At 58.3% G+C, this 26,844-nt stretch carries 20 protein-coding genes and 1 pseudogene; 9 read left to right on the top strand and 12 right to left on the bottom strand.

Going from position 1 to position 26,844, the window contains the following annotated elements; all coding sequences use genetic code 11:
* Positions 1-1,239 precede the first annotated feature (1,239 nt).
* The 3 genes from ACQY1P_RS23465 to ACQY1P_RS23455 form a co-directional block, all read right to left on the bottom strand.
* Positions 1,240-2,073, bottom strand: a complete 834-nt coding sequence (locus tag ACQY1P_RS23465) for a PhzF family phenazine biosynthesis protein (protein WP_430256970.1) — start codon at positions 2,071-2,073, stop codon at positions 1,240-1,242.
* 497 nt (positions 2,074-2,570) lie between these two features.
* Positions 2,571-2,867: a hypothetical protein gene (locus ACQY1P_RS23460; RefSeq protein ID WP_430256969.1), complete on the bottom strand. Its 297-nt coding sequence runs from the start codon at positions 2,865-2,867 to the stop codon at positions 2,571-2,573.
* Positions 2,868-3,175: 308 nt separating this feature from the next.
* Positions 3,176-3,673 carry a ferritin-like domain-containing protein gene (locus tag ACQY1P_RS23455; protein WP_430256967.1) on the bottom strand — a complete coding sequence of 166 codons (498 nt, stop codon included), beginning with the start codon at positions 3,671-3,673 and terminating at the stop codon, positions 3,176-3,178.
* A 399-nt stretch (positions 3,674-4,072) separates the two neighbouring features.
* On the opposite strand from ACQY1P_RS23455, the pseudogene ACQY1P_RS23450 reads away from it, so the two are divergent.
* The 9 genes and pseudogenes from ACQY1P_RS23450 to ACQY1P_RS23410 form a co-directional block, all read left to right on the top strand.
* Positions 4,073-4,198: pseudogene (locus ACQY1P_RS23450) on the top strand (NADP-dependent oxidoreductase); the annotation flags it as partial.
* 1,149 nt (positions 4,199-5,347) lie between these two features.
* Entirely contained in the window at positions 5,348-7,750 is a 2,403-nt protein-coding gene (locus ACQY1P_RS23445) for an FdhF/YdeP family oxidoreductase (RefSeq protein ID WP_430256966.1), read from the top strand.
* A 27-nt stretch (positions 7,751-7,777) separates the two neighbouring features.
* Positions 7,778-8,371 carry a c-type cytochrome gene (locus ACQY1P_RS23440; RefSeq protein WP_430256965.1) on the top strand — a complete coding sequence of 198 codons (594 nt, stop codon included), beginning with the start codon at positions 7,778-7,780 and terminating at the stop codon, positions 8,369-8,371.
* A gap of 5 nt (positions 8,372-8,376) precedes the next feature.
* Positions 8,377-9,357, top strand: a complete 981-nt coding sequence (gene coxB / locus ACQY1P_RS23435; protein ID WP_430256997.1) for a cytochrome c oxidase subunit II — start codon at positions 8,377-8,379, stop codon at positions 9,355-9,357.
* On the top strand, positions 9,354-11,267 hold the full coding sequence (ctaD, locus tag ACQY1P_RS23430; RefSeq protein WP_430256963.1) for a cytochrome c oxidase subunit I: 1,914 nt from the start codon (positions 9,354-9,356) through the stop codon (positions 11,265-11,267). Before coxB ends, ctaD begins: the two co-directional genes overlap by 4 nt.
* On the top strand, positions 11,264-11,866 hold the full coding sequence (locus ACQY1P_RS23425) for a cytochrome c oxidase subunit 3 (protein WP_430256962.1): 603 nt from the start codon (positions 11,264-11,266) through the stop codon (positions 11,864-11,866). Before ctaD ends, ACQY1P_RS23425 begins: the two co-directional genes overlap by 4 nt.
* Complete coding sequence (locus tag ACQY1P_RS23420) at positions 11,863-12,174, top strand: hypothetical protein (RefSeq protein WP_430256960.1); 312 nt, start codon at positions 11,863-11,865, stop codon at positions 12,172-12,174. Before ACQY1P_RS23425 ends, ACQY1P_RS23420 begins: the two co-directional genes overlap by 4 nt.
* Positions 12,162-13,040, top strand: coding sequence for a cytochrome c oxidase assembly protein (locus ACQY1P_RS23415; protein WP_430256958.1), 879 nt, complete (start codon positions 12,162-12,164; stop codon positions 13,038-13,040). The genes ACQY1P_RS23420 and ACQY1P_RS23415 overlap by 13 nt, the downstream gene beginning before the upstream one ends.
* The gene (locus tag ACQY1P_RS23410) at positions 13,030-13,440 is read left to right on the top strand and encodes a c-type cytochrome (protein ID WP_430256956.1); all 411 of its coding nucleotides are present in this window, start codon (positions 13,030-13,032) and stop codon (positions 13,438-13,440) included. The genes ACQY1P_RS23415 and ACQY1P_RS23410 overlap by 11 nt, the downstream gene beginning before the upstream one ends.
* Here ACQY1P_RS23410 and ACQY1P_RS23405 read toward each other — a convergent pair whose 3' ends face one another.
* The 9 genes from ACQY1P_RS23405 to ACQY1P_RS23365 all read right to left on the bottom strand — a co-directional run bounded on the left by ACQY1P_RS23405 (position 13,441) and on the right by ACQY1P_RS23365 (position 26,738).
* Complete coding sequence (locus ACQY1P_RS23405) at positions 13,441-14,304, bottom strand: c-type cytochrome (RefSeq protein WP_430256996.1); 864 nt, start codon at positions 14,302-14,304, stop codon at positions 13,441-13,443.
* A 1,108-nt stretch (positions 14,305-15,412) separates the two neighbouring features.
* The gene (locus tag ACQY1P_RS23400) at positions 15,413-15,658 is read right to left on the bottom strand and encodes a hypothetical protein (protein WP_430256955.1); all 246 of its coding nucleotides are present in this window, start codon (positions 15,656-15,658) and stop codon (positions 15,413-15,415) included.
* Between the two features lie 341 nt (positions 15,659-15,999).
* Positions 16,000-16,983, bottom strand: a complete 984-nt coding sequence (locus tag ACQY1P_RS23395) for a TIGR03885 family FMN-dependent LLM class oxidoreductase (protein ID WP_430256954.1) — start codon at positions 16,981-16,983, stop codon at positions 16,000-16,002.
* Complete coding sequence (locus ACQY1P_RS23390; protein WP_430256953.1) at positions 16,980-17,882, bottom strand: SMP-30/gluconolactonase/LRE family protein; 903 nt, start codon at positions 17,880-17,882, stop codon at positions 16,980-16,982. Before ACQY1P_RS23390 ends, ACQY1P_RS23395 begins: the two co-directional genes overlap by 4 nt.
* A gap of 667 nt (positions 17,883-18,549) precedes the next feature.
* Entirely contained in the window at positions 18,550-20,619 is a 2,070-nt protein-coding gene (locus ACQY1P_RS23385) for a response regulator (RefSeq protein WP_430256952.1), read from the bottom strand.
* Positions 20,620-20,750: 131 nt separating this feature from the next.
* Complete coding sequence (locus ACQY1P_RS23380) at positions 20,751-21,905, bottom strand: hybrid sensor histidine kinase/response regulator (RefSeq protein WP_430256951.1); 1,155 nt, start codon at positions 21,903-21,905, stop codon at positions 20,751-20,753.
* Positions 21,905-22,474, bottom strand: coding sequence for a chemotaxis protein CheB (locus ACQY1P_RS23375; RefSeq protein ID WP_430256950.1), 570 nt, complete (start codon positions 22,472-22,474; stop codon positions 21,905-21,907). Before ACQY1P_RS23375 ends, ACQY1P_RS23380 begins: the two co-directional genes overlap by 1 nt.
* Positions 22,471-23,304: a CheR family methyltransferase gene (locus ACQY1P_RS23370; RefSeq protein ID WP_430256949.1), complete on the bottom strand. Its 834-nt coding sequence runs from the start codon at positions 23,302-23,304 to the stop codon at positions 22,471-22,473. The genes ACQY1P_RS23375 and ACQY1P_RS23370 overlap by 4 nt, the downstream gene beginning before the upstream one ends.
* A complete protein-coding gene (locus ACQY1P_RS23365) occupies positions 23,301-26,738 on the bottom strand; it encodes a response regulator (RefSeq protein ID WP_430256947.1) in 3,438 nt (1,145 codons plus the stop codon). Before ACQY1P_RS23365 ends, ACQY1P_RS23370 begins: the two co-directional genes overlap by 4 nt.
* Between the last annotated feature and the right edge of the window lie 106 nt (positions 26,739-26,844).

Below are 26,844 nucleotides of genomic sequence, written 5' to 3'. Positions count from 1 at the left end.
TGCTTTCGACGAGATCGACATGGTCGATCGCATGACGCGCATCGTCGCCCTTCACTTCAAGCTGTTGCTTCCAATTCCCTTCGGCTCACCTCTTGGGCTGTCTGGCTGTCGGCAGCTTCATGCGCGCTCTCATCCCAATCTCCAGTAGATTTCAAATGCTCAAGAACACCGCCATTAGATCAAGATACTCTCGGTCATTCTTCTCCTGCCATTCGTCGCGACCGCGGAAGTTTAGGGCATATCCTCCATCAAGGCTGGGGCGCGAAGAAGAGTGGCTGCCGTTCGGAGTTGCAAAGATCGACGCGATCCTCCCGGATGGCGGCCTGGCGCATGAAGCGCTCCTCGCATTTTTGCAGGCGGGTATCGGGCAATGTTGAAGGGGCAACGGCTGCGCTGTTCGCCGCAGGGGTCGCTGCACGGACAAAAGGCCTATTGTTTGAGCCCCGGCGGCATCATCTAACTGCAAGAGACCATCGTAGTCGGGGGAGCTCCATTGTCCGGTATCGTACGCAACAATTGCTAAGACTGCGCCGCCGCCTAAGTTTTTCGACATGAGCGGAAACACGGAAAAGAAGCCCTCCACTCGCGAGCTGAGGCGCGCGGCGGCTCAACAGACTTCAGAATTCGTCCGCCTTCACGCCGAGGCGGAGAAGAAAACGCGCGACGAGAAGACAGCCCGCCTTCGTGCACTCAGACTTGCCAGACATAATGATCATTAAGAAAGCGCGGTGACTTCGAGGAGGTGCTGAGCGCCAGTCCCGGACCTACTTGTGAGCCGTAGGTTCGATGCCGTTTTCATGGACATCGGAGAGATCTCGAATCTTGGCGGCGGCATCCTTTAATGCCGTTTCGGACTGGTCCTGCGAGGACTAATTCCTCCAGTGGCAGCTAAACCATCGGCAGCGTCGATGACGTGGCGGCCGGGCCAACGGTGAATATGATCGCGGATTCTGTCGATCGCCTGCTCCAGAAGCCTCTGCTTCTCCTGATCTACTATTCCGTTTCTACCGTCCGCTGCATGAAGTAGTTGTTCCACAAGTCGTCTGCTGAGTTCACGGTAGAACTCCGTACCGTCGTACCTCCGCGACCGGAAACCTTCGTGTCCCCGAGAGGTAAGCCTGGCGCGCCGCGCTGGCAGATTCTCCCGGGCGTGAATTTCAGTTTCCCATCGGCAGGGATCGTGGCTTGGAAACGCGAGGCATGTCACGAGCCGCTGTGCAGTCCAGGTAACCGGGATCGTCAGAGGATCGGCGACGTGGAACCGCGCACCTCTACCGGAGAGCCGGGCTCTCCAATGAAAGTTGCCTCAATACGGCATGGCTGCCCCATGTCCGCGCCCTGGATGATGACGATTGTGCCGCTTTGCACGATGCCCACGTCGCGCAGCACTCCAGCAAACGCAGCGGCTGCGGAACCAGTCGCAGGATCCTCAAGGACCCCGCCGATCGCGAAGGCGTTTCTAGCATGGAAAAGACCGTCATGCTCCCTGAACATAAAAGCCACCGTCCCAATGCCGTTCGTTGTCATGAACTCGCGTCCACGGTCGAGGTCGTAGTCCATACGAGAAAGAGCAGCCCGAGAGGTAAGGGAAATGAAGAGATGCTCAGTCCCCGCGTTGGCCGCGCGAGGCGGTAGCGCCGGATCGAGATCCGTTTTCGAGTAGCCGAACAGAGCCAGTGCCTCGGGCAGGATGGCTGGATCGGCGGCTGAGCTGCGCGTGGGAGGGGAACGCAGTACGCTGCACCAGCCGTCCTGGCCCTTGCCAGATTGAACTTCGATATCAGCGTTCGCAAGAGACAGCGCATATCGGCCCTCTCCATGCGTCTGTCCCAGCACCGTCCCGAGAGCAATCGTCGCATGGCCGCAGAACGGTACCTCGTTTTCCGGTGAAAAGAACCGTACGATCCAGGAGCCGTCATTCTTCGGCGCCGCAAACACCGTCTCGGAGTACCCGACGTCCGCCGCGACAGCCTGCATCTTCTCCGGAGAGGGCAGGGCGGTAGCGAGCACGACACCCGCGGGATTTCCTCCCGCACCAGCCATCGTGAAGGCAGCTACCCGGTGTACATGCATGTCGTGGTCTCCATCAGGACTGCTACTTCTGAATCAGAATCGCCAACGGGTCAATCGTGTGACAACGCCGCTGGTTATACGGCGTTTGGGATCGATCAGCATGATAGTTGCACCACTGACTTTGATCCGGCCAAAGCGATCCGACGGGCTTCGACACAGCGTCTGGATGGAAAAAACTACGAAGTCCTTGAAAAACAGGTTGGCGAACCTCACCTAGGGATCACCACCCACTTTGCCGACGGCCTGCAGCGACCATGAAGGTTGCGCGTTCGCCGTCGCGGGTGACGAGGGCGCTCCCCATGACGGGTCGAGCGCCCTCTGTTCGTTTCCGCTAGGCTGAAGTAACATGTCATCAGCGGGGCTGATCATCTTCTTCCACGGCATCGGCGCGTCCGGCCCACAACTCGCGCTCTTGTAATTAGAGAGAACGCCACGTAACTTTTCACGTCATCTCAACGGCAGTTCTGAGGCTAGCTCCAAGCCGGTGCTTCACGACCTCATAAGCGTGTCGCAGACAGCGCGCGGATGACGATCTCGTCTTGCCGAAAGCGGCGCTCGAGTTCCCTTCGGTAGACGAGCCACCACTCAGGATCCAGTTCGTCCGCCATCACCTCCGCGACTACAATGTCGTCTTCTTGCACGTCTCCACCATCTTCCCAGAGGCCCTGCGCCGGAGCGCTACGGTGGAAGGTGAGGCCACCAAACTTCTCAGTCAGCTCTTCGCGAACCTGATCGAGAAGCAGGGGGGCAGCTTTGCCGCCAGAGGTGGGCAGTAGTATCTGAATGAGATGCATCAGACGTCCGAAGTTTGCGAGTAGAACGAAACCCGGATTTGCATCAGGAGTTCCATGCACCCAGTTAGTCGGTTCACGCGCAGGAGAGGATGGTCCAGGAGTGCAGCGCGAGCATTATAAGAGGACGCAGCCTGTCGCAAATGCAACGCCTCGCTGGCAGGATCATCAGGAAGTTAGCCTAGATCTCCAGCAGAGCTACCTCAACCTGATCTTCTAATCGTCGCAAGGAGCGCCGATGTAGATACTTTTCAACCGACAAGCAAAGGCCGCCACGGGGGCGGCCTTTGCCAATGTGCGAAGTTTCAGGCTCACTTACCTTTGCCTTTGGGGTTCGCGGATGCTTTTGCAAGTTGCGTCAGCTTATCGTCTGTCGCCTTCTCTTCCTCCAGATTCGCTTCGAGAAGCGGTATGGCGTCGGTCAGGTCAAGCTGGTTTGCCCACTCGATCAGCGTACCGTAACGGGCGATCTCGTAATGCTCGACGGCCTGCGCCGAGGAGATGAGCCCGGCATCCAGAGCAGGTGAACCCTTGAATTCCTCCATGATCTCCTCGCCCTCTGCGATGATGCCCTGGATCGCTTCGCAGGTCTTGCCGCGTGCGGGTTTTCCGAGAAGCTCAAATACCTGCTCAAGGCGTTCGATCTGGCCCTGTGTCTCATCGCGGTGCTGCAGGAAGCCGGCCTTGCCTTCCTCGGACTGCGCTGCGCGCGCCATTTTGGGCAGCGCTTTCAATATCTGTTTTTCGGCGAAATAGATGTCTTTGAGGGTATCGAGAAAGAGGTCTTCTAGAGTTTTGGTCGTTGCCATTGTGGTCTCCTATTTTCGAACATCACGGATCCGTGACTCCCAAACGAACGTAGGTCGGGGGCTGAAGTTCCGTTAGAATCTCAGGGGTTCTCTTGATGCCCCTCTCGTCGGCTACCATGATCCAGATGTCTGGGCGAACACTCCGCAGGTTCTGTTTTCGTTAAAGCATGGGAACGCTGCAGGCAGATCTATATTCTGTGGTGCAAGCATGAGATGGGCACTGAGCTACGACGCTGCACAGGCGCGAGCACTTAAAGGCCGGCGTCACGTTTCCGCACCGAAAGTAACACCTCAAGCGACATGAACCGCATAAACCTGCTTGGTCACGCGACACGTTGTGAACATAGATCTGTTCGAAGCTCAGGGATTCCGTATCATGTCAAGCAACTCGCGTTTTTCCTTGGCATGACGGGCTACCCAGCCTATACGCGCCTGCGCAATATTGGCCGTCCGAAGCCCAGAGAGACTGTGGTCGTCGCCGCAGCAACCGGAGCGGTTGGCTCAGTCGTTTGTCAGCCAGCTCGTACCCGATGCCCGTCGATGCACCCGTGATAACGGCGAGCCCTCTTTGAGTTTCGATCGACATATGAGTTCTCCCTTTGGCTTGAGGATCGGTCTGCTGATGCGTCCCAGTTGCGCACGTACCGGCAATCTCACTTCCGAACGATAGCGCGAAGCCTTGCGTGAGTGAGCCTCAGATTACCGAGAAGATGGTTCCAAGCATCATGACGTAGGCCACTTGCAGTGGCAGAAATCGGACCATGCGAATGTTAGTACTTTCTTGACCGACACAAGCAAACCACCAGTTAGACCTCGATTTGCACTTTGTGACATTTTGTTCCGCTACTTTGTAGTCCCGTATCCGGCTGGCCTATTATGTTGATTTCCGGCTTTGCGGCGCTCTTGTTGGGGCGTCCGGGAGGTGTCAACGCTTTGCTTAAAGCGTTGATGGCCGTCATGCTCGATCAGCGACTTGTCGGCTTCTTCGGTGACGTCTTTCGGCTCTGTCATAGTTAGTCCTTTCGGCAGCCCCGAGGACGTGGATACCTACGCCAACGACAAAGCCGGCTGTCGCATATGGGTGACAGCCCTTCTGCGATCGTCGGGCAGAGAACCCTACGACTGCAAGGAATCAAGGATTATGAAACGTTATCGTTCCTCCTCAAACAGTCTAGTCCGGAACCGTACATTCGTGGCAGGAACCAGATCTCCGAGAACAAAACTCTGTCGTACACTGGCGGTCATGGTTGATGTGGGACATGCAGATATTTCCCATCACCTGCGGTACTGACAAAAGCGGAATGGGTGCAGACGCGACGACACGCACAGAAGGTCTACTCCGATGCAAGTCGAAGAATGTCCGGACGATGCAGGCTGCCCTTCTACTCATTCTAAGGTATTGAGGTGCTCGAGCATCGGGAAAGAGCGGTTGAACAGCCGCAGTGATCCATTAGTACGCGCAACGGCCGCAATCAGACCTAACGTGTCGCGCCGTGTTTGAGATACTCAGTGGACGCAGCTGGTCGGTCAGAGCGACGGCTTAAGATTGTGACGAAAGGTCCAATCGATTTTCCAGGCAGCAACAACTCACGACTGGGAACCTTCGCATATCACTGGTGTTTCAGGAATTCGTAGGCTTGCTTCGTATGCTGCTAGTGAACTTTTGGGGGGATGATGACCGCAAGACCTAAAAGGAAGTCCAAGATCGGCTTTGACAGCGGGCCTGCCGGCGGCTGGGGGTCGGCGCGCTCGGTCACTGAGATTGTCCTACGCGAGCATGTTCCCTTATCAGGCTCTGTCCTGCTGACGAAACAAAACAAAGCCGATGGCTACATGTGCGTGAGCTGCGCTTGGGCCAAACCGGCAAAGCCCCATCCGCTGGAATTTTGTGAGAATGGCGCCAAGGCAACCGCCTGGGAGATCACTACCCGCCGCGCCGACGAGGCCTTCTTTTTTGAGCATACGCTGACGGAACTAGAAGGGTGGCTTGACCACGATCTGGAAGAGCAGGGCCGCCTGACCCATCCCATGCGCTGGGATTCGATCACCGACAAATACGTGCCCATTTCTTGGGAAAGTGCTTTCGAGGAGATCGGCCGCGATCTCAAGCAGTTCGACCCCAAGAACGTCGAGATTTATACCTCTGGCCGCGCGTCGTTGGAAACCTCCTACATGTACCAGCTTTTCGCGCGCATCTACGGTAGCAACAACCTCCCCGATTCCTCCAACATGTGCCACGAGAGTTCGTCCGTCGGCCTGCCCCAGAGCATCGGTGCGTCCGTCGGCACAGCTGTTCTGTCGGATTTCCAGAACTGCGACTGTATCTTCTACATCGCGCAGAATGTCGGAACCTCATCGCCGAGGCTTCTCCATGACCTGCAGGACGCCGTGCATCGCGGTGTGAAGGTCGTTACCTTCAACCTTCTGCGCGAACCTGGTCTGGAGCGGTTCACCAATCCGCAGGCGCCTATGGAGATGTTGACGCTGAAGGAAACCCCGATCTCCAGCGACTACTACCAGCTAAAGAACGGCGGCGACATCGCCGCCCTGTTCGGCGTCAGCAAGGCGCTGATCGAGGCCGACGACTCTCTTCATGCTACCCATATTTCAAAAGTTGCCGGCTCCGATAAGGTACCCGCAGATCCGAACAGTCCTGCAAGCGTTGCCTTTGCCGCGTCCATGGCCGCTGCCGATAAGAAGCACGTGCTTGATCATGATTTCATTGCGGAACATACGGCAGGCTTTGCTGAGTTCGCCGCCGCCGCCCGTAGCTATTCCTGGGAAGAGCTGGAGCGCGTGTCGGGCCTGACGCGCGCGCAGATGACTGAAGCAGCACGCACATATGCCGCCTCTGACGCGGTCCTCATCTGTTATGGCATGGGTCTCACCCAGCACGTCATGGGCGTGGAGAACGTCCAGATGGTGGCCAATCTGGCGCTCCTGCGCGGCAATATAGGCAAGCCTGGGGCCAATATCTGCGCCGTGCGCGGCCATTCGAACGTGCAGGGCCAGCGCACCGTCGGCATTACCGAAAAACCGGATCTCGTTCCGCTCGACACATTGTCGGAGCTTTACCGTTTCGAACCGCCGCGCTGGGTCGGACACACCACGGTCGATACCTGCAACGCGATCCTCAAAGGTGAAACCCAGGCTTTCATCAGCCTTGGCGGCAATTTTATACGCGCCGTGCCAGAAACGGCGGCGATGGAAGAAGCCTGGCGTAAGATTCCCTTGACAGTGCAGATTGCCACCAAGCTCAACCGCAGCCACGTCATCCACGGTAAGGTCGCCTACCTGCTCCCCTGCCTTGGGCGCCTGGAAGTCGACCAGCAGGCAAGTGGGCCTCAGGAAGTGTCCATCGAAAGTTCGGTCGCCCAGTTCCACGGGTCGCGCGGTCGCTCCAAGCCGGCAAGCCTGCACCTGCTGTCCGAACCGGCCATCGTTGCCCGCATGGCAAAGGCAACGCTCACCAACGGGACGGTCCCGTGGGACAGCTGGGTGGCGAACTATGCCGAGATCCGCAACGCCATCGAGCGCACCTATCCCGAAACCTTCAAGGACTTCAACAAGCGTTTCATGCAGCCAGGCGGCTTCCACCGTCCTGTGCCGGCGCGCGAGCGTAAATGGGTGACTGCCAACAAGAAGGCGAACTTCATCACCCCGCCACGCCTGTTCCCCGAATTTGAGGACATGGCCGCTGGCGAAAACGTGCTGAATTTGGCAACGCTTCGCTCCAACGACCAGTTCAACACCACGATCTATGGTTACAACGACCGCTTCCGCGGCGTGAACGGGACCCGTCAGGTCGTGTTCGTCAACAAGCACGACATCATCCGCATGGGCTTTGCCCCCGGTGATATTGTCGACCTGACCACGGGGATCGACCCACAAACCGAACGCAAGGTGAAGGGTTTCCGCCTCGTCGCTTACGACATTCCCAAAGGATGTTGCGCAGCCTATTATCCCGAAACGAATCCGCTTTTCCCGCTCGCCCATCACGATCCGCAGGCAAAGACGCCATCGTACAAACTCTTGCCAATCTGCTTCACTCGGTCGCAGACTGAGCCCAATCAATAGGTAATGCGTAGTCAGTCGGCAGGAGCCATGGGCAACGAAACGTCGACAAGGATCTGGGTTGTGGGTGCTGCTGCCGGTCTTGCCGCATTGGCGGCGGCCGTCGGCTGGATGCGCGAGCCTCGGCAGTACCGCGCCTCGCCGCCGCTCACCGCGGCGCTCGACCAGTTCCGCCTCATGCCGAACGCCATCAGCGGAACGCCGCCCGAAGTTTACTTTGCCCTAGGCAAGCCCTATGAGACGACGGCCTTCGACCTCGGCCAGGGCAAGCGGCTTTATTCCTGGTTCGGCTGTTTCGCGTGCCATGGCGAAGGCACGGGCGGGAAAGGGCCGTCCTTTATCGACGGCTGGTGGCTTTACGGACCGTCCATGGTGTCGATCGTGGCGTCGATCCGCGACGGTCGCCCGCACGGCATGCCGGCCTTTAAAAATCGGATGACCAGTGATGAGATCTGGCAGCTTGCCGGCTACCTCAAGTCGCTGGGCGCCTATACCGCCAGCGTCACAGCCACCAGCCGCAATGACGAAAAGACGGGCCGCCCAGCGGAAAATCGTGCACCGGCCTCGCTTCTCTTCAACGAGGGCCCGGACCCCCTGCATCCGGACCAGGGGCCGAGACCGTGATCAGAATCCTGCTTGGCGTTTTCCTTCTTATTCTGCTTTTGGGATGCAGCGGCAACCAGTCGGCACTCGATACCCATGGTCATTCGGCGAATGCCTTGAAGGACCTGATTATCCTGATCGTCGCGGTGTGCACGGTCGTGTGGCTGCTTGTGGTCGGATTCCTTCTTTGGGCACTTGCCCGCAAGCGCGAAACGCCCCGACGCGATAACGATGCCGAGCGCAGAATGAGGCTTTCGGTTCGTGTCGCAGTCGCGGCCACGGCGCTGACCGTGGCGGGCCTGACGGTTGCCAGCTTCACCACCACCCGGGACTTGACCAGCGGCAACGACGCCTCCCTCGTCGTGCGCGTCAAGGCGCAGCAATGGTGGTGGCAGATCACCTACCAGGGCGCCGACCAGCGGCCAGCCTTCCTGATCGCCAACGAACTCCACATCCCGGTCAACCGAGATGTCCGGCTGGAACTCGAATCACTCGATGTCATCCACTCGTTGTGGATCCCGAGCCTTGCCGGAAAGCTCGACATGATCCCCGGTCGCAAGAACATCATCACCATTCGTGCTACACGCCCCGGTATCTATCGCGGCCAATGCGCCGAATTCTGCGGCCTGCAGCACAGCCACATGGCCTTCGTTGTGGTGGCCGAGGAAGAACCGGCTTACTGGCAATGGTACGCCGCCCAGGCCACACCCGCAACTGAGCCTAAGGTTGCGGAAGCCGCAGCCGGAAAAGCCGTGTTCATGAACAAGCCATGCGCCGCCTGTCACACCATCCGCGGCACCCTAGCCACGGGTACGTCCGGCCCCGATCTCACCCATATCGCCAGCCGCCGCACGATCGGTGCCGGTCTTCTAGAAACCACACGCGGTTCGCTCGCTGCTTGGATCGCCGATCCCCAAACGCTTAAGCCCGGAAACAACATGCCGCTCGTGCCACTGACCAGCGACGAGCTGCGGCAGATCTCGGCCTATATGGAAGAACTGAAATGACACGGGATCAGGGGGCGAGGGTACCGCTGGACGTCGACATCCCCGATGCCGAACTGGAACGCCGGCTCGACAAGACCTGGCGCGCTAAATCCGGTTTCTGGGGCTCCATATCCACGGTTGATCACAAGGTGGTTGCCGGCCGCTACATCGCCACCGCCTTCGTGTTTTTGTTTCTGGGCGGCTTGTTGAGCCTCGCCATGCGCCTGCAGCTGGCACGGCCGGAAGCCCGCTTCATCAACCCAGATCGTTACAACCAGATCTTCACCATGCATGGCACAACTATGATGTTCCTATTTGCCGTTCCGGTAATGGAAGCCATGGCCGCCTATTTAGTGCCCTTGATGGTTGGCACCCGCAACATTGCCTTTCCCCGGCTCAACGCCTTCTCCTATTGGGTCTTCCTGTTTGGCGGCATCCTGCTCTGGGTGGCGTTTGCGCTCGATACCGCGCCGGATGTAGGCTGGTTCGCTTATGTGCCGCTTGCCGGCCCACAATACAGCCTCGGCAAGCGCACCGATCTATGGGCGCAGATGATCACGTTCACGGAAGTGGCAGCACTCGCCGTTGCGGTGGAAATCGTCGTTACCGTGTTCAAGCAACGCGCGCCCGGCATGTCGCTAGACCGCATACCCGTGCTTGTCTGGGCTATGCTGGTTATGTCCTTCCTAGTCATCATGGCCATGCCTGCGATCATGTTTTGCAGCACCACGCTGATCCTCGACAGGCTGGTAGGCACTCACTTCTACAACCCAGCAGAAGGCGGGGATGCGCTACTTTGGCAGCACCTCTTCTGGTTCTTCGGCCATCCGGAGGTCTATATCATCTTCTTGCCGGCTGTCGGCATGGTCTCGACAATCCTGCCCGCCTTCGTAGGGCGCCCCCTGTTCGGCTACATGCTGCTGGTCATGGCGCTGATTTCTACCGGCGTGCTCTCATTCGGGCTTTGGGTGCACCACATGTTCACTGTTGGCCTGCCGCGTGTCGGGGAAAGCTTCTTCACCGCTTCCAGCATGTCGATTGCCATCCCCGCCGGCATCCAGATCTTCTGCTGGCTAGCGACCATATGGGCGGGCAAGCCTGTCTATAAGACCCCGTTTCTGTTCATCCTCGGCTTCATCGTAACCTTCGTGATGGGTGGCATGACCGGGGTGATGGTCGCCTCCGTCCCCTTCGACACCCAGGTCCACGACACCTATTTCGTGGTGGCGCACTTCCATTACGTGCTGATCGGCGGCGCCGTGTTTCCGCTGATCGCGGCCGTCTATTACTGGTTCCCCAAGATGACCGGGCGGATGATGAGTGAGCGGCTCGGCCGCTGGTCTTTCTGGCTAATCTTTTCGGGCTTCCACCTGACCTTTTTCCCCATGCACATCCTCGGCCTCTGGGGCATGCCGCGGCGCGTCTACACTTATCAGCCGGAACTTCCCTGGGCGTCGCTCAACCTGTTCGTCAGCATCAGCGCACTGATCCTCGCCGGCGGCTTCTTGGTTTTCCTCATTAACTTGATCCGCAGCCGAAGACACGGCCTCCCTGCCGGCTCCAATCCTTGGGGCGCTGCGACGCTCGAATGGGCTACATCCTCGCCACCGCCGCCCTACAACTTCCGCCGAATCCCGGTTGTCAGTAGTCTCGATCCGCTGACGCCCGAGGAAAACGAGCTGCCGGTCGTGGCGGGTTTGCGAACCGATCGGCGGGAACTGCTGGTCACGAGCGTGGTCGAAGCGCTGCCTCAGGCACGGGAATCGTCCACGACCGACTCGGTCTGGCCCTTCTGGGCCGCGGTCGCGACCTCGATCATGCTGATATGGTCGATCTTCACGCCCTGGGCCGTTGTATGGGGCTCGATCCCGGTAACAATCACGCTGATCGGCTGGTTCTGGCCGAAGGGTTCTGCGGAGGATGAGTCATGAAGGACCGCGTCGTTCTCGATGCCTCGACCCTGCCCATGCATGGCATGGGAGCCGCAAGTCCTACATGGTGGGCGACCGGCGCGTTCATGCTGATCGAAGGCAGCGGTTTTGCCATGGCGATCGCCGTCTACCTTTACCTGATGAGCCTCGCGCCCTCCTGGCCAATGGAAGCGCCGCCGCCGGATCTCTGGGCCGGCACATGGCTGACCCTCATCCTTATCGCGAGTGTCGTGCCGAATATGCTGGTCTCGCGATGGGCGCATCGCCGGGAACTGCGCAAGGTGCAGATCGGCCTAGCGGTGATGACGATCCTCGGCATCGTTCCACTTGTTTTCCGGGCCTTCGAGTTCACCACGCTCAACATCCGATGGGACGACAATGCCTATGGCTCCATCCTATGGGTGCTCCTAGGCCTCCACACCACCCATATCCTGACCGACGTGGTCGACACGATCGTCCTGACCTGCCTGATGTTCTCGCGCCACGCCGACAATACCCGCCGCTACGGAGATGTGCAGGACAATTCCATGTACTGGAACTTTGTCGTCATCACCTGGCTTCCCCTTTACGGCTGCATCTACGGATTGGCACGGCTATGACCTGGGCAATGGTGCGCTATGCAGGGCTGATCATCGCGCCAACTGCTTGGGCGGCAAGCACCCAGTTCGGCCAGATCCTGCCTTACGGCGACTGCAGTTCGGGTGCGGGCTTGACCGTTTTCGTGACATTCGCCGCGGCAGCACTTGCCGCAGGCGCGGGCTTCCTCTCCTGGCAGCAGAAGAACCATGTCATTTCACGCACACAGCGCGCCATGACCTATGTCGCCACTTTTTCAGGTCTCAGCTTCGCCTTTGCGACCATTCTGCAGGGAGCAGCCACGCTGCTGTTGAGCCCATGCTTGCATTGATCGCCGCCCTCCTTTTCCTTCTCCTTGGCGTCCAGGCCTCCGCCCATGGCGGCGAAAGCCATGGTTCCATGGGATGGACCTTCGACCCGTGGATCGTGTCTTTGCTGCTCCTTATGGCGGTGCTTTACGCCTCCGGCGTGACCCGCCTCCGGATGCGGCGCGGCCGGCCCGTTGAAGCGGTGCGGCGGGCAGGTTGGTTTTTCTGGAGCGGGCTTGCCGTTCTCGTTCTGGCGCTGGTGTCACCCATCCATGAACTGGGCGAGCACTTGTTCACCATCCACATGATCGAGCACGAGATGGTCATGGCGGTTGCAGCCCCACTTCTTGTTCTGGCGAAACCGGCCGCCATGATGCTTTGGGGCCTGCCGAAGTCGATCCGCCGCGTGACGGGCGCTGCGATGGGGAGCAGTGCTTCGCGCGCTTTGTGGCGAACGTTGACCGCACCGGCGATGGCGACCTCGCTGCACGGGCTTGCCATCTGGATCTGGCACTATCCGCCGCTGTTCGATGCGACCGTGACCGATGTGCTGATGCATCGGCTGCAGCACTTGAGCTTCTTCGGCACCGCAATCCTGTTCTGGTGGGCATTGATCTGGCGCGCAGGCCGTGGAGCCGCCGCGTGGCACCAGTTCCTCACAATGCTACACACCAGTATCCTCGGCGCCCTGATCGCCCTCGTACCCACGGTGCTGTATCAAGTCCAGACCCAGTACGCGCTTGAATGGGGCATGACGCCGCTCGAGGATCAGCAACTCGCCGGCATCATCATGTGGGTGCCGGGCGGCATTATCTATGCCGGAGCCGCTTTGTGGTTCCTCAACACCTGGATCAGGAACGCCAGCAAGGGAGGGGGCGATGCCGACTAAATCCGTTTGGCCTAAGCTTGTTGGTCCCGCGCTCCTTATCGGCCTCCCTCTTGTTGCTGGGATTGCCGTCACCACGGCCAAGGCGAGGCTGAAACAGGAGGCGGTGGCGCAAGCGCTGACCGGCGGCAATCCGGCGCTCGCACCACCGATCTTCCGCCGTTACGGCTGCGGCGGCTGTCACACTATTGCCGGCATCCCCGGCGCCGACGGTAAGGTTGGAGGCCCACTCGCCGGGCTGTCGGAACAGGTTTACATCGGCGGCGTTGTCAACAACAACTCCGACAATCTAGTGGTTTGGATCGTGTCGCCCCAGCGCTTCTCGGCCAATTCGGCCATGCCCGCAACCGGCGTCAAGGAAAGTGAAGCCCGTCATCTGGCAGCTTATCTGTATGCTCATTGATCAAGGTTGTGGCGTCGGCCGCGCAGGCAGCGATTTGATGTAGCGGGCAATGGCGTCGCGGTCGCTCTGAGGCAGCAGCGCCATGTTTGTGACCACATCAGTCATGGACGAGCCCACCCGCCCATGGTTCGGCGTTACGCCGGTCTTTAGCATCCGCGCAATATCTGCTTCTGCCCAGCTGCCGATCCGGAACGGGGTGATGTTGGGAACGAAACCCGTGCCTTCTGGGTCGGGCCCACCGGCAAAGCGGGAGGAAGGTTTGATGGCGCCAAGCACATTGCGGCTCGAATGACATTCGGCACAGTGACCAAGCGTTTCGACGAGATAAGCCCCACGATCATGCACCGGATCGCCAGATAGCATTGCTTCCGACTGGCCTTGCTTGAAAAACAGCAGCTTCCAGACGCCGATCCCCCTGCGGACTCGGAAAAGCGGTGGCAGGTCATGGGGCGGAGCCCGTCCGGCAACCGGTTCGAGCGTTTGCAGGTACGCGAAGAGGTTACGAACATCGGTAAGCGTCATGCCCGTATAGTGCGAGTATGGCAGCGCGGGATAATAATGCTGGCCCGTCGGCGAAACGCCTGAAATTAGCGCATTTGCCAAATCGGCAACCGACCATGATCCAATACCGTCCGTTCGATGGGGCGAAACATTTGGCGCACGAAAGGTGCCGAAAGGCGACGCAAGCGCCAGTCCTCCGCCGAGTTTTAGTCGATCCGGCTGTCCAGGGCTGGCATGACAGGAGGAACATTGGCCTGCGGCGAAAGCCTGTGCACCGAGCTCTGGATCGCCGACCTCAAGTTGTGGGTCGCCCGACTTGAAACGTGGAACTGCTTCAGTCGCTTCCCACGCCAACCAAGTCATGAGCGCGGCCATCACTGCGCCGAGTAGGAGGATCCAGCTCCAAATTTTAGCAAAAGAGTTCGCGGAAGGTAGCGATTCAGGTGCCGACTTCATGCAAAGGCTCCAACCGCCCGTAAGGTGGCTCCGTTCTGTTGAGACTTAGGGCGGGGAGGTTCATCAAGCAAGATCATCCCCTAAACTTACAAACGCAGCGCGAGCAGGTTTGCAGATTTGGCGTCTAGCTAACAGCGCCGTTACGCAAAACGCTCGGTCGGTGTCTCTTACGAAATGACAGGCTTGCCGTTAGGCCCCGCTAACCGTCCCATGCCGGCGATTCCAAAACTAATAGACTCGGCGCTAACTGCAGGATTTTGGGGACCCAACGCCGAGCCTCTGCCACGATAGCTATCAAGTCCTACCATGACAAACCAATGCTACTCACGCAGAGACTGATTGGCCAGCTGAACCGTCTCGGACTGCAACATCGATAGTTCCAGTTGAGGCCTCCGGACAGTTCAGACGATTAATCGCCAAGCGGTGGGGCTCTCCGAGAGTGCAAAGACCAGGTGACGCAAGCTCGTAAATGTAAATGACATGCTTCGATCCAAGCCGCCGCGGCAGTTGCCCTGCAGCCGCAGACAACTCCATCCAAGTCGCAGCCGCGCGATGGCCGACCAGATGCGCGCCATGGTGCCGCCCGCGACGTTATTATGGATTTGAGACAGCACGTCGATCGCGTCGACGGGGACGGATCGGCCAACCGTAAAAGGCGCAAGTTGATGCCGGGAACGACTCATACGTTGCATTGTTCATGGTCGAAAATGGAGGAACACTATGAACGTTTTGCCGCCGAAACATCCGAAAACACACCTCGATTACGGTATCAGTTGCGAGAAAGCTCTAGATCTACCGGTGCAGGATTTGATCGACCGTGCGGTGCAGGCTGGGTGGGATACACGAACCGTCGTCGTGGCATTGCAGAGCGTGGCGTGGAACCGAGCGTCCGCATACGAGGAGGATCCTGATCCCGAGGATGACGAGACCGAGATCGGGCAGCGCCGGCTTAGATCGAATACACGCGTTGTTTAGCTGGCCGTTTGCGGACCGGTTGAGGGCTGCTCCCTGCGGACTAGTGCACCTCCGGTGGTGGAAAGCTCCTACCGATGGAAACGAGATACTCGATAATTTCCCCGAGAAGGTGATCACGTTTGCCGTAGGCGTCCGTAATTGCCTTTAGCTTTGGCATGACCTCCTCAAACTGGTCATAAGGAAGATCGGCGTCGCCGATCAGGTAACCAACGCCGGCAATCCCTGTGATGTTGCAGCCGGTGGCCGCCACTTCCGCAACGAACGCCGGGATGTCTTCGCTTTTCATTCTATGCATCGTGATCTCCCTTACACACCGTCGTTATAGCGATTGATCGGAACATGATCGACTCGCAGTTCTGCTAGTCAGCGTGGGGCTAGTGGATTTCGCACGCAAGGCCCTTTGCCTTCTCAAGGCAGGGCCAAGAGGGGGTGGGCGCACTGATCTCCGGTATGGTCAATAACTTCGAAAGGCTTCGCTGAAGGTTATCGGACGTCTTGTGGCCGATCACGCGATGCCTCATGTGACGGGCGACCTGACGAAGGTAATCGGGCCCGAATAACCACAGTTCAGGATGCTTGTGTTATCCGGATGGCCACTGATCTACGACGATTTACAGGAGCGAGCAGTTAAAGCCCGACGTCACGTTTCCGCACAGAAGGTAACACCTCACGCGACATGAACCGCATAAATCCTGCTTGGTCGCGCGACACGTTGTGAACATAGATCTCTTCGAAGCCCAGGGATTGCGCATCTGCGATCATGTCAAGCAACTCGAGCCCTTTGGTGACGAGTGGGATGACGCCCTCGATCTCACCAGGTTCAAAATCGCTCGTGAGCTTATCGAAGTCCCCGGGAGTGCGGAGATCGGCCAAAAGGTGGGGCGGGGCAGCGGCGTTACGCCATTGTTGCCAAGCCGCTATCCGGGCCTCATCCCTGGTCTCGCTCCAGGACACCTGAAGCTGGAGCGCCATCGGTTTTCCGAATCCGCCATTGCCGGCAAAGCTCTCCACAACCATCCGGAGTTCCGCTCTCGGCTTTCGAACGGTGATCAGTCCATCGGCCCACGGACCTAGCCATGCGGCTGTCTCGGGCGTAAGCGCCGCCCCGTACAATCGGGGCGGCGTCGCTGGAAGAGACCAGAGCTTCGCGTCGTCGACGTCGAACCACGGATGGTGCGCGGTAACCGTGTCGCCTCTGAACAAAGCCCGCAAGATGTCCGCCGACGCTCGAAGTCGCGCGTTGCGCTCGTCCTTCGAGGGCCAGCCCGATCCCACAACGCTCTCGTTCAACGCTTCGCCACTACCAAGCGCGATCCATGGCAGACGGCTGGGAAACATCTCCGCCAGCGTTGCCACGAGATGCGCAAGCACCGCAGGATGATAGCGCCAACCTCCGGGGATCGCGAGGCTGCCAAACGGGAATGCCGTCCCGCTCAAGGCCGCGCCGAGCCATGCCCAGTTGTTGCCCGAGTTCCCTTGGCGTTCGCTCCAGGGCGCAATATGATCCGATGTCATGGCTGCGTGGAATCCTGCCTGTTCCGCTGCCTTTACAAGCGCAAGCAACTCACTCGGCGGAAACTGTTCGTGGGAAGCATGGTAACCGATGATCATTGCGCGGCACCCGGTACTCTGTCAATCACGGGGATCACTGGAAGAGGACAAGGTACTCCTGGAATATCCCTCCTGACCGCGAATACGTGACCGGAGAGAGGTGCAGTCTCGAGAGCAGAACTGTCCATGCCGTCGTAAGCTGTGGTGATGAACAGGGTTTGCAGATTGTCGCCGCCGAAAGCGCAACTCGTCACGTTCGGTACCGGAAGCGGGATCCGCTCCACCTCGTCGCCGCGCGGTGAGTAAACCGCGACGCAGGAGCCGCCGTAGATCGCAGCATAGACGTTGCCTTCGACGTCAACCGCAAGCCCGTCGGGGTTCTCGCCTTCGAGCTGTACGAACACTCTCCTGTTTGCAATAGCGCCGCTCTCGGCGTCGTAGTCGTACCGCCAAACAATACCGCGCGCAGTGTCTGCATGGTACATGACCGTGCCGTCAGGACTCCAGCCTTTGCCATTGGCACTGGCATAACCATCCTCGACGTCGAGCAAGCCCTCGCTCGTCAATCGATAGAGTGCTGCAGTTCCGGACGGATCTTCAGATGTGTCTATCGTTCCGACCCAAAGACGTCCTAGCGGTCCGCATTTGCCGTCGTTCAAGCGATGGTTCGCAGGGAGATCAAGCCCCGCGATCAGTTCCTCTCTGCCGCTATGGAGATCAAGCTGGTAGATTCCGTCGGCAAGGCCTGCGATGATCCTATGTTCTGACGGTGCCGAGAATGCAAAGCTTACGGGCAGGCGGGTATCGACATGCGACAACTCTTTTGTTCCCAGATGATAGATATAGATTTTCTGTCCGAGGATGTCTGTCCACAACAGACGACCGCTGACGTCCCAGAACGCAGCTTCGCCGAGGCGGCAACGTGGTAGCTCAAGATCGATGGGTGTCGGGATCGCCATTATGTCTTGCCCTATAATCAGTTTCGCAAACAACTCAGCGAAAACCCGTCGGTTCCCTGCACAGGCGGATACCACAAGGTGCGGAAACTTCATGATCCGGTCCGTCGATTGTAGGATCGCGTTGCTCGTAAACTCGCCCTGCCTGGTGCTCCTTTAACTCGCTGATGAACGGTTTATCAGCGAAACCGAGCGAGCTTCTTCCTCTAGTTATCTCAATGCGCCAGAGCTGACCTGGAGACAGGTACTTCTACAGCGCACGTGACGGCCCGCGCAGCGATCACGAACAGGGGAGGTAAGCACTCCTGGACGGAAGACACTAGGAAACTTAGCCGGCTAACGAAATCACATAATCCACATTATGGAACTCGTGGTAGCCTAGTGCAACGGCACTCGGAAATTTGATTGCATCACATCTCAGCCGTCAAGGAGATGCCCGTAAGCGCCACCTGTGTGCGCCCTCGGTTTTCGTGCCAGTCGCCCGCGCTGAACTTTCATCAGCGGGTAATTTTGCGACACGCACCGGTTACGGGAGCTACTCCAGCTACGAGCGACGAGCTACTAAGCCGTAGGTTCTGATCGGTCTTCATGCGTTCCAGCTAAACATCGTGCATCACGTCGCACGGTATTTCGACATGAGATCACCGACACGCGCGAACTCGATCTAGCCTCAGGGATTCATTGAAACCTCAAGCCTTACCACGTTCGTCAGATCGGGAGCCGACGATTTAGCCGTTGCCAGAGCATCCAGGAGCTCGTCTGCCTTGAACGGTTTTGTGAGAACAGGACGGGATATCGTCCTGCCCGCTTCGAGCTTGTCGCTGTACCCAGTCATCAGGACCACTGGGAGACCTGGACGACTTCGAGAAAGCTCTTCTCCCAGTTCGATGCCTGAAATACCAGGCATCATAATATCACTGACAACAGCTTCAATCCCGGGATCCTGTTTAATGATCTCCAGCGCTTCAGCCCCATTCCGTGCGGTCAGGATCGAAGGAACCAGGCCCTCCAATGCCAGGCGCGCAGACTCCAGCGAGGGAGGCGTGTCATCTACAAGAAGGATCTTACCTGGAAGCTCACGCCGCCCGCCTTCGCTGATTTCTAATGTTCTGGGTGCGGTCGATTTCGGAAGAAGCAGCGTGAATGCGCTTCCGCGTCCGGGTAGGCTCGCTGCCTTTATCGCACCCCGACTGGTCGTCGCAAATCCGTGAACCTGCGTCAGTCCCAGCCCCGCCCTTCCGGTAGCGCTCTTGGAAAAGAATGGTTCGAATATCCGGTCTAGATCTCTAGCGGCAATGCCCGCACCATTGTCGGAGACGGTCAGCGCCACCATCGGTCCCTGAACCCGGCTATCCTCCAACGCACCTTCGGTAATATTGCGCCCCTCGACAGTGACCTCGCCTCCTCCGCTCATCGCTTCCCTTGAGTTCGTGAGCAAGTTGATCAGCGCAATCTCAAGGCCGACCGGGTCGGCCTTGATCGCCCAGAGGTCGTCCGGAAGCCGAACGTCGAGCGATATCGTGTCGTTGAGGGCCTGCTTAAGCAGGGGTGCAATCTCCTCGAGTTTTGGATTCAGCTCGATATGTTCCGCGCCCTGGTTGGAGCGTCTCGCGAATGACAGCAACCGCCTGGTGATACCCTTGCCTCGCGCGATGCCTTCCCTCATGTGGCCAAGCATGCGTGTCACACGTTCCTCGTCGTTCCGCCGCCGTTCGATACCTTCGACGCCGGATTGGAAGACCATCAGCAGGTTATTGAAGTCGTGGGCGGCCTGTCCGGTGAGCTTGCCCAGGGCGTCCATTCGCTGCCAGTTCGCAAGACTTTCACGATCGGCGCTCCGTGTCCGAAGCTCATGGTACAGAAGTATGGCTGCCGTCGCACACAAAACGACGATCACAATGCTTGCGGCAAGTAGGAGCATTGTTGCCTGTCTCGCAGGTAGATCATAGTCGGCCGCTGGAACACCGACGCTGACGCGCCACGGTGTTCCAACGAGCGACGCCTCTGATATGTGGAGTCTTGTGCCGTCATGCAGTTCGACACGGGAGACCCCGGTCGGTCTGTTATAGTCCGACGCTGGGCGGGCCTCGAAGCCGGGTGCTGCGGTGGTAGCGACGAGCCTATCCTGGTTGTCTACGACCCAAGAGGCCCAATCGTTCGGAAGCCCGCTTCGCTGAAGTATTTCCGTGATCATTTCCGGACGAATGACCGCTGACAACACGGCTTTGGCACGCCCACTACGACTTATGGGAACACGGACAGCGAAGGCTGGTCTGCCGCCCGACCCGACAACAACGTTCCCAATGGTGCCCAATGCAGATTTGAGCACACGGTCATGGCTCTCCTGGTCGATCACTTTCCTTGGAGCGGACGCAGCAAGAGGCGGGAACGACAGCACGACCTCTCCGTCCCCGTTTGAAACCCTTACCTGCTCCCACGCTGGGACCTGATCTCTGAGACGGCGTGCCGTCTCGGCAAAGCTAGACCTCGACACCGGGAGGTCGAGACGCGGGGATTCCGCTACCAGGGAGAGAAGCTGGATCTGCGTGGCAAGTTCTCGCTGGAGCGAGCTTGCCAAAAGGGAGGCACGTTCGCTGACGTCCGCATCTATCTCGGCTTGACGCTCGCGGATGATAAACCATCCCATAAGTGTCGCAAGCACGAGCACGGGAATGATTGCCGCGCTCAAAAGGAGAAATGCGGGCCGCGCTTTGATCAACTTGAAACCTCGGTTTGTCACGAAACAATCTAGTTCCTTATTTATGCCGGGCAAGACTTTGCCCGCCGTCCGTCGTGCCTCCGAGAAGTGACACCCTTGAAATCTGCATGATCGCCGTGACAGCGGGCAACCGCTTACGGCCCAATGTTTCTTTAGAAGCCAAGCTCGTTGCCACCGTTCAATGCCTTCGGTAGGTTGAGAACGAACGCACTCCCGCGGCCTGGACCGTCGCTTTGCACGGTGATGCTACCTCCGTGGAGCTCTATGAGCTGCTTCACAAGCGCAAGACCGATACCGAGCCCACCATGTGAATGTTCCCGGTGACTATCGACCTGAGCGAACATTGCAAAGATGGCCTCTGAAGCTTCCTGCGTCAGTCCAAGCCCATTGTCGAGAACCGTCACCTGGAAGTAAACGTCCCCGTTCAGGAGCTCGACTTTAATCTGCCCGCCCTCCTGCGTATATTTGGCCGAATTATTGAGCAAATTTGCGATGCACTGCGTGATACGGACCTGGTCGGCGAAAGTGGTGCAGGGGTGCCCTGGCAGTTCGACAACTACTTTATGGCTTTTTGCGTCGATTGCGGGCCGGGTCATGTCGACAGCGGACTGAACAGCGTCCCTTAGGTCGAACATGTTTTGCCGGAGGGCAATCTTGCCTTGGGTAATGCGCGATACATCGAGGAGGTCATCGACAAGATGGCTGAGATGAGAGATCTGGTCCTGCATCAGCTTCCCTATTTGTGCAGCCTGCTCCTCTGTCTTACCTTTCCTGAGAAGCGAAATTCCACCCTGCAGCGCAGCCAAGGGGTTGCGGAGTTCATGAGCGAGTACGGCAAGGAACTGATCCTTGCGCTTGTCAGCAAGCTGTAGAGCCTGAGCTTGGGATTGCAGCAGATCCCGCTGCTCGGCGAGCGTCTGGCGCTGGCGGTAGACTTCCAGAAAAACATCCGCCTTGCTGCGAAGGATATGGGCTTCGATCGGCTTCTGTATGAAGTCGACGGCGCCGACCTCGTAGCCTTGAAAGCGCCGCTCGGAGCTGTGCGCCCCGGCTGTAACGAAGATGATGGGTATGCGTTTGGTCCGCTCATTGCCACGCATCAGTTCGGCAAGCTCGAAACCATTCAGGCCCGGCATCTGAACGTCGATAAGCGCCAGTGCAAAATCATGGTGCAGCAGGAGTTCAAGGGCCTCGTCGCCCGACCTTGCCTTGACGAGTTCGAGATCAGGACGCCGGAGGACCGCCTCAAGAGACAGAAGGTTTTGCGGAAGATCGTCGACGAGCAGGAATTTGGCCGGCGTGTTCATCAGGCAATACTCAGCAGATATGATGAAATATTTTGAAGCGAGAGGACACGGGCCTGCGGGCAAGCCGAAATTGCAGCTTCCGGCATGGCGCTCGCGTAGGCGTTCTGTGGTTGCTGGACAATGAGGCTACCGCCAGCCTTGGCTACTGCAGACAGGCCCTTTGCCCCATCGCTATTGGCACCCGTCAGAACAATGGCGAGTAGATCTCGCCCCCATGCGTCGGCTGCGCTTTCGAACGCTACGTCGATCGATGGACGGGAAAACATCACTTCCTCGTCAGACGACAACGCGATGGTCGCCCTGTTTTCGATCAACATGTGGTAATTTGGAGGGGCGAAGTAGATAACTCCCGGTTCGACCGGTTCCTTGTCCTCGACCTCCACCGCACGCAACCGGCACTTTGCATTGAAGATTTCGGCAAGCACGCTGCGTTTGTGAGGCGGCACGTGGACGACCACGAAAACCGGATATGGATACCCGGCCGGAAGCGAGGGAAGGATCACCGACAGCGCTTCAAGCGCGCCAGCGGAGGCACCGATAATCACAGCGCCTTGAGAAGTGTCGGTCATGCGCCGGTCCTCCTGTAGATCTTCTCCTCGCGCACGAAGTCCTGGAAAGCGTCCTCATGGCGAGAAAACCGCAAGGTTTCCTTGGAGCCCAGCCCGAGGAAACCGTTGCGTGGGAGGGCGTCCCTGAACAGCGAAACGGCGCGATCCTGGAAATCACGATCGAAATAAATCATGACGTTGCGGCAGGAGACATATTGCATCTCGCCGAACACCTGGTCGGTGACGAGACTATGGTCAGAGAAAACCACATTGCGTCTCAGGCTCTTGTCAAAGACGCAGCGATTGTAACCAGATTGATAGTAGTCCGACAGGGATGTCTTCCCTCCTGCCTGCTGATGGTTCTCAGTAAACAGGCGTAGCCGATCCAGTTCGTAAACGCCGGCCTCCGCCTGCGCCAGGGCTTCCGGGTTGATGTCTGTCGCGTAAAACAGGGTTCGCTCCTCCAACCCCTCTTCGCGGAACAGGATAACGAAAGAGTACAGTTCCTCGCCGGTGCTGCATCCGGCGATCCAGATCTTCAAAGACGGATAGGTGCGCAGATGCGGTACTACCTTTTCGCGAATTGCCCGGAAATAGCTCGGATCCCGAAACATCTCGCTGACTTGGACCGTGAGGTAGCGCAGCATTCGCGGCAACATGTCCGGATCGTGCAGAACGCGCTCCTGCATCGCGGAAATTGTTGCAAAACCCAGTTGCTCGCGCGCCTGACGCAGCCTTCGGCGGATCGATGACATGGCGTAATTGCGGAAATCATAGTGGTAGCGGTGATGGAGCGCCTCCAGCAAAAGCCTGATCTCGATGTCTTCTATCTTCTCGTAAGTCTCCGTCATTGAGGCATCCAGACACGGACGAGTGACAGGAGTTTCTCAACGTCCAGCGGCTTGGCCATATAGTCGTTGGCGCCGGCCTCGATACACCGCTTCTGGTCGTCGGGCATAGCTTTCGCCGTCAGCGTGATCACCGGAAGCTTCTTCCAGTTCGGATTGTTGCGGATGTGGCGGGTGGCGGTCAGTCCGTCCATCACCGGCATCATCACATCCATCAAAACCAGATCGATCCGGCCATCGGTGCTGGAAAGCGACCGGTCGAGCTTCTGCAACGCTTCCTCACCGTTACGGGCGATTTCGATAACGGCACCACGCGGCTCAAGAATGTTCGTCAGCGCGTAGATATTGCGCACGTCGTCCTCAACGATCAGGATCCGGCGTCCCTCGAGCAAGGCGTCGCGATTCCTGGCCTTTCGGATCATTTTCTGCTGTTCGTCGGGAAGCTCGGACACGACTTGGTGGAGGAAAAGCGTCACCTCGTCCAAAAGCCGCTCCGGTGACTTGGCTCCCTTGATAATGATCGACTTGGAAAAGCGTCGTAGGCTCTGCTCTTCCTCTGCAGAAAGGACCCGTCCCGTGTAGACGATCACAGGCGGGAAAGAATGGGCAGTGTCCTGACTGATCGTTTCGAGAAGCGCAAATCCCGAGGCGTCCGGCAGCGACAGATCGAGCACCATGCAATCGAAGGTCTGTTCCTTCAGGAGCGCCAAGCATTCCGCCGCGGTGCCGGCACCAACGGTCTCCACATCTTGCGATCCGATGAGCTTGGAGACTGCCTCGCGCTGGATCTGGTTGTCCTCGACAATCAAAACGCGGCGCACGTTCTGCGAGATTTTTGCCTCCAGCGATTTCAAGACATCTACGAGTTCATCGCGCTGGACCGGCTTCATCGCATAGCCAATGGCGCCTAACGACAGCGCGCGTTCGGTATAATCTTCCGCAGAGATGATATGAATCGGGATATGGCGCGTCCGAACGTCACGCTTGAGGCGATCGAGGACCGAGAGCCCGGACTGGTCCGGCAGACCGACGTCCAGGACGATCGCGCTTGGCGCGTGCTGGCGGGCTAGTTCAAGTGCTTCTTGTGCCGTCCCAGCGACCAGCACCTGAAAGCTCAGCTCTCGCGCCAGATCACGCAGAATCATCGCGAAGGACTGGTCGTCCTCCACCACGAGAAGTTTGCGGGTAGGGCCACCGTTCAGATGACGATCGTCGTCGACGATGCCAGGTGAACGCGACGAACGTTCTGTTGCAATGGGACCGCTGACGAGGGCAGGTGCTGTGAGGCCCGTAATGATAGCAGGTTCGGGCGCGCGAACGGCACTAGCCGAAAAGACCCTCGGGATGATGACGGTGAACGTACTTCCCGCACCTGGACGACTTTGCAAATGCATCGTGCCGCCGAGCAGACGGACCAATTCTCGCGAGATCGAAAGCCCGAGGCCCGTTCCGCCGAATTTGCGACTGATCGTGCTGTCTGCTTGATGGAACGCCTCGAAGATGTTGCGCTGCTGGTCCTCGGCAATTCCAATTCCGGTATCAACCACGGAGATCGCAATCTGCGCATCACCGGCAGGGCGTACCAGAAGCGATACCTGCCCCTCTGCGGTGAACTTGACGGCATTTGCCAGAAGGTTCTTCAGGACCTGCTCGAGGCGTTGCGGATCCGTCTCGATCACCGACGGGACGTCCGGGGCGACTTCGATCGAGAGGTTCAGTCCTTTTTGGGCAGCGAGCGGATCAAACAACTGTCGAAGGCCATCGACAGTCCGCTTGATGGCAACTGGCTCCGGATTGACCTCCACATGGCCGGCCTCGATCTTCGAAAGATCAAGGATATCGTTGATGAGGTTCAGCAGGTCGTTCCCCGAAGACTGTATCGTCTGTGCGAACTTGACCTGCTCCGCTGTCAAATTCTCGTCCGCGTTGTCCGCCAAGAGCTTGGCAAGGATCAGCGACGAATTCAGCGGGGTACGCAGTTCGTGTGACATGTTGGCCAGAAAATCTGATTTGTAGCGGCTGGCACGCTCCACTTCTTGCGCCTGCAATCTGACGGCTTCGTTCGCTTTCTCGAGGTCGTCCTTCTGTTGCTCAAGCTCCTGCGCCTGCTCCTCGAGCTGGGAATTCGTCTGCTCCAGTTCCACCTGCTGCTGTTCCAGACGGGCCTGGGATTCCTTTAGCGCCCTGCTCTGCTCTTCCAGTTCCTCGTTGGATACTCGCAGTTCTTCGCCCTGGACCTGAAGCTCTTCCGTCTGCCGCTGCGTCTCGTGGAGCAGTGTTCGTAACTGTGTGCGGAATTCGGCTGAGCGAATGGCTGCCGCGATCGTGTTCGACGACCGCTCCAGGAGGGCGAGAACGTGATCGCCAACCGGGTGAAGAAAGCCCAGTTCGAATACCGCCTTGACCTCGCCGTCCACCATCGCCGGCGCTAGTGTCAGGTAGCGAGGTTTCTGCTGGCCGAGGCTGGAGCCAAAGCTGATATAGCCGTCAGGAAGCTCCCCTACCGTAACAGGACGATGATCTTGAAGAACATGACCGAACAAACTGTCACTTTCTTCAAAACGCTCTGGAATGGCTGTCCCTGATGGTACACCGTGAACGGCTGTAAGAGCATATCTCGCTCCGTCCCTAACGTAGATCGAGCCTGCAACGGCACCCAGGTAGCTGGTGAGAAAGCGCAAGATATTCTGTCCAAGCTCCTGCGTAGACTGTTCGCCCATAACGACCGATCCAAGTCCGACCTGCGCTTCCTGCTGCCATTGTTCGTTCTTGCGGGCCAAGGTGGCACGGCGCATGAGACCACCGATGACCAGCGTCAGGACGATGCCAAGAAGTCCGGACAACAGGCTCGTGACGAATGCAACGACGTAGGCCCTATTCATCTCCGAAACGCGCTGGGTACGCACGTCGGTTTCTGCATTGCGGATTTCTGACACGAGTGTGCGGATCGCGTCCATGTCGAACTTACCGCGGTCCGTATTAACGAGCGTGAGGGCCGCGGCAGGTCCGGCGGTCCGATAGGTGCGGATCGTTTCGTCGAGCTCGGATAATTTTGAGGAAACGGAGTTCCGGAGATCTTCTAATCGATAGCTTTGCGCGGTGTCCGTTGTGAGCAGGCTCTCGACCCGCGCAAGCCGCGACTGTATCTGCGCAACGGCACGCTGATACGGCTGCAGATACTGTTCGTTGCCCGTCAGCAGATACCCACGCTGACCTGTCTCCGCATCTTGAACATCTGAAAGGAGGAGGTCGATCGAGACGATGACCTGGTGGGTCTTGACTACGCTTTCGTTGCTCGTCCTCAACGTTTGCGTCGTGTAAACCGCAACGGCCGCACTGATGACGAAAAAAACCACAGCAGCTAACAGACCAAAAGCAAGAGACTTTTCCAGCCCAAGACCGCCTAGCTTGTTTAAGGCAGCGCTTTTTCTATGCATCTTTTCTCACATAATTTTCGAAGCGGTAGTCGTATGCGCATGAGCCATGACGATGAGAATGTTGCAAGCGTCGAATCTGACTTCTCTGCTGGTTCGCCGCAGACAT

The sequence above is a fragment of the Neorhizobium sp. DAR64872/K0K18 genome (assembly GCF_050500175.1).
GTDB lineage: Bacteria > Pseudomonadota > Alphaproteobacteria > Rhizobiales > Rhizobiaceae > Neorhizobium > Neorhizobium soli.
Note: the sequence above shows the minus strand (reverse complement) of the source record. Positions and strands in the feature narration are given on the sequence as shown.

Bases quoted from the DNA above. Each gene is read 5' to 3' on its own strand.
- ACQY1P_RS23465 (WP_430256970.1), bottom strand. From the start codon at position 2,073: ATGCATGTACACCGGGTAGCTGCCTTCACGATGGCTGGTGCGGGAGGA.
- ACQY1P_RS23395 (WP_430256954.1), bottom strand. From the start codon at position 16,983: ATGATCATCGGTTACCATGCTTCCCACGAACAGTTTCCGCCGAGTGAG.
- ACQY1P_RS23375 (WP_430256950.1), bottom strand. From the start codon at position 22,474: ATGACCGACACTTCTCAAGGCGCTGTGATTATCGGTGCCTCCGCTGGC.
- ACQY1P_RS23425 (WP_430256962.1), top strand. From the start codon at position 11,264: ATGAAGGACCGCGTCGTTCTCGATGCCTCGACCCTGCCCATGCATGGC.
- ACQY1P_RS23405 (WP_430256996.1), bottom strand. From the start codon at position 14,304: ATGACTTGGTTGGCGTGGGAAGCGACTGAAGCAGTTCCACGTTTCAAG.
- ACQY1P_RS23415 (WP_430256958.1), top strand. From the start codon at position 12,162: ATGCTTGCATTGATCGCCGCCCTCCTTTTCCTTCTCCTTGGCGTCCAG.
- ctaD (WP_430256963.1), top strand. From the start codon at position 9,354: ATGACACGGGATCAGGGGGCGAGGGTACCGCTGGACGTCGACATCCCC.
- ACQY1P_RS23370 (WP_430256949.1), bottom strand. From the start codon at position 23,304: ATGACGGAGACTTACGAGAAGATAGAAGACATCGAGATCAGGCTTTTG.
- ACQY1P_RS23410 (WP_430256956.1), top strand. From the start codon at position 13,030: ATGCCGACTAAATCCGTTTGGCCTAAGCTTGTTGGTCCCGCGCTCCTT.
- ACQY1P_RS23460 (WP_430256969.1), bottom strand. From the start codon at position 2,867: ATGCATCTCATTCAGATACTACTGCCCACCTCTGGCGGCAAAGCTGCC.
- ACQY1P_RS23445 (WP_430256966.1), top strand. From the start codon at position 5,348: ATGACCGCAAGACCTAAAAGGAAGTCCAAGATCGGCTTTGACAGCGGG.
- ACQY1P_RS23380 (WP_430256951.1), bottom strand. From the start codon at position 21,905: ATGAACACGCCGGCCAAATTCCTGCTCGTCGACGATCTTCCGCAAAAC.
- ACQY1P_RS23440 (WP_430256965.1), top strand. From the start codon at position 7,778: ATGGGCAACGAAACGTCGACAAGGATCTGGGTTGTGGGTGCTGCTGCC.
- ACQY1P_RS23455 (WP_430256967.1), bottom strand. From the start codon at position 3,673: ATGGCAACGACCAAAACTCTAGAAGACCTCTTTCTCGATACCCTCAAA.
- ACQY1P_RS23420 (WP_430256960.1), top strand. From the start codon at position 11,863: ATGACCTGGGCAATGGTGCGCTATGCAGGGCTGATCATCGCGCCAACT.
- ACQY1P_RS23390 (WP_430256953.1), bottom strand. From the start codon at position 17,882: ATGGCGATCCCGACACCCATCGATCTTGAGCTACCACGTTGCCGCCTC.
- ACQY1P_RS23365 (WP_430256947.1), bottom strand. From the start codon at position 26,738: ATGCATAGAAAAAGCGCTGCCTTAAACAAGCTAGGCGGTCTTGGGCTG.
- ACQY1P_RS23400 (WP_430256955.1), bottom strand. From the start codon at position 15,658: ATGAAAAGCGAAGACATCCCGGCGTTCGTTGCGGAAGTGGCGGCCACC.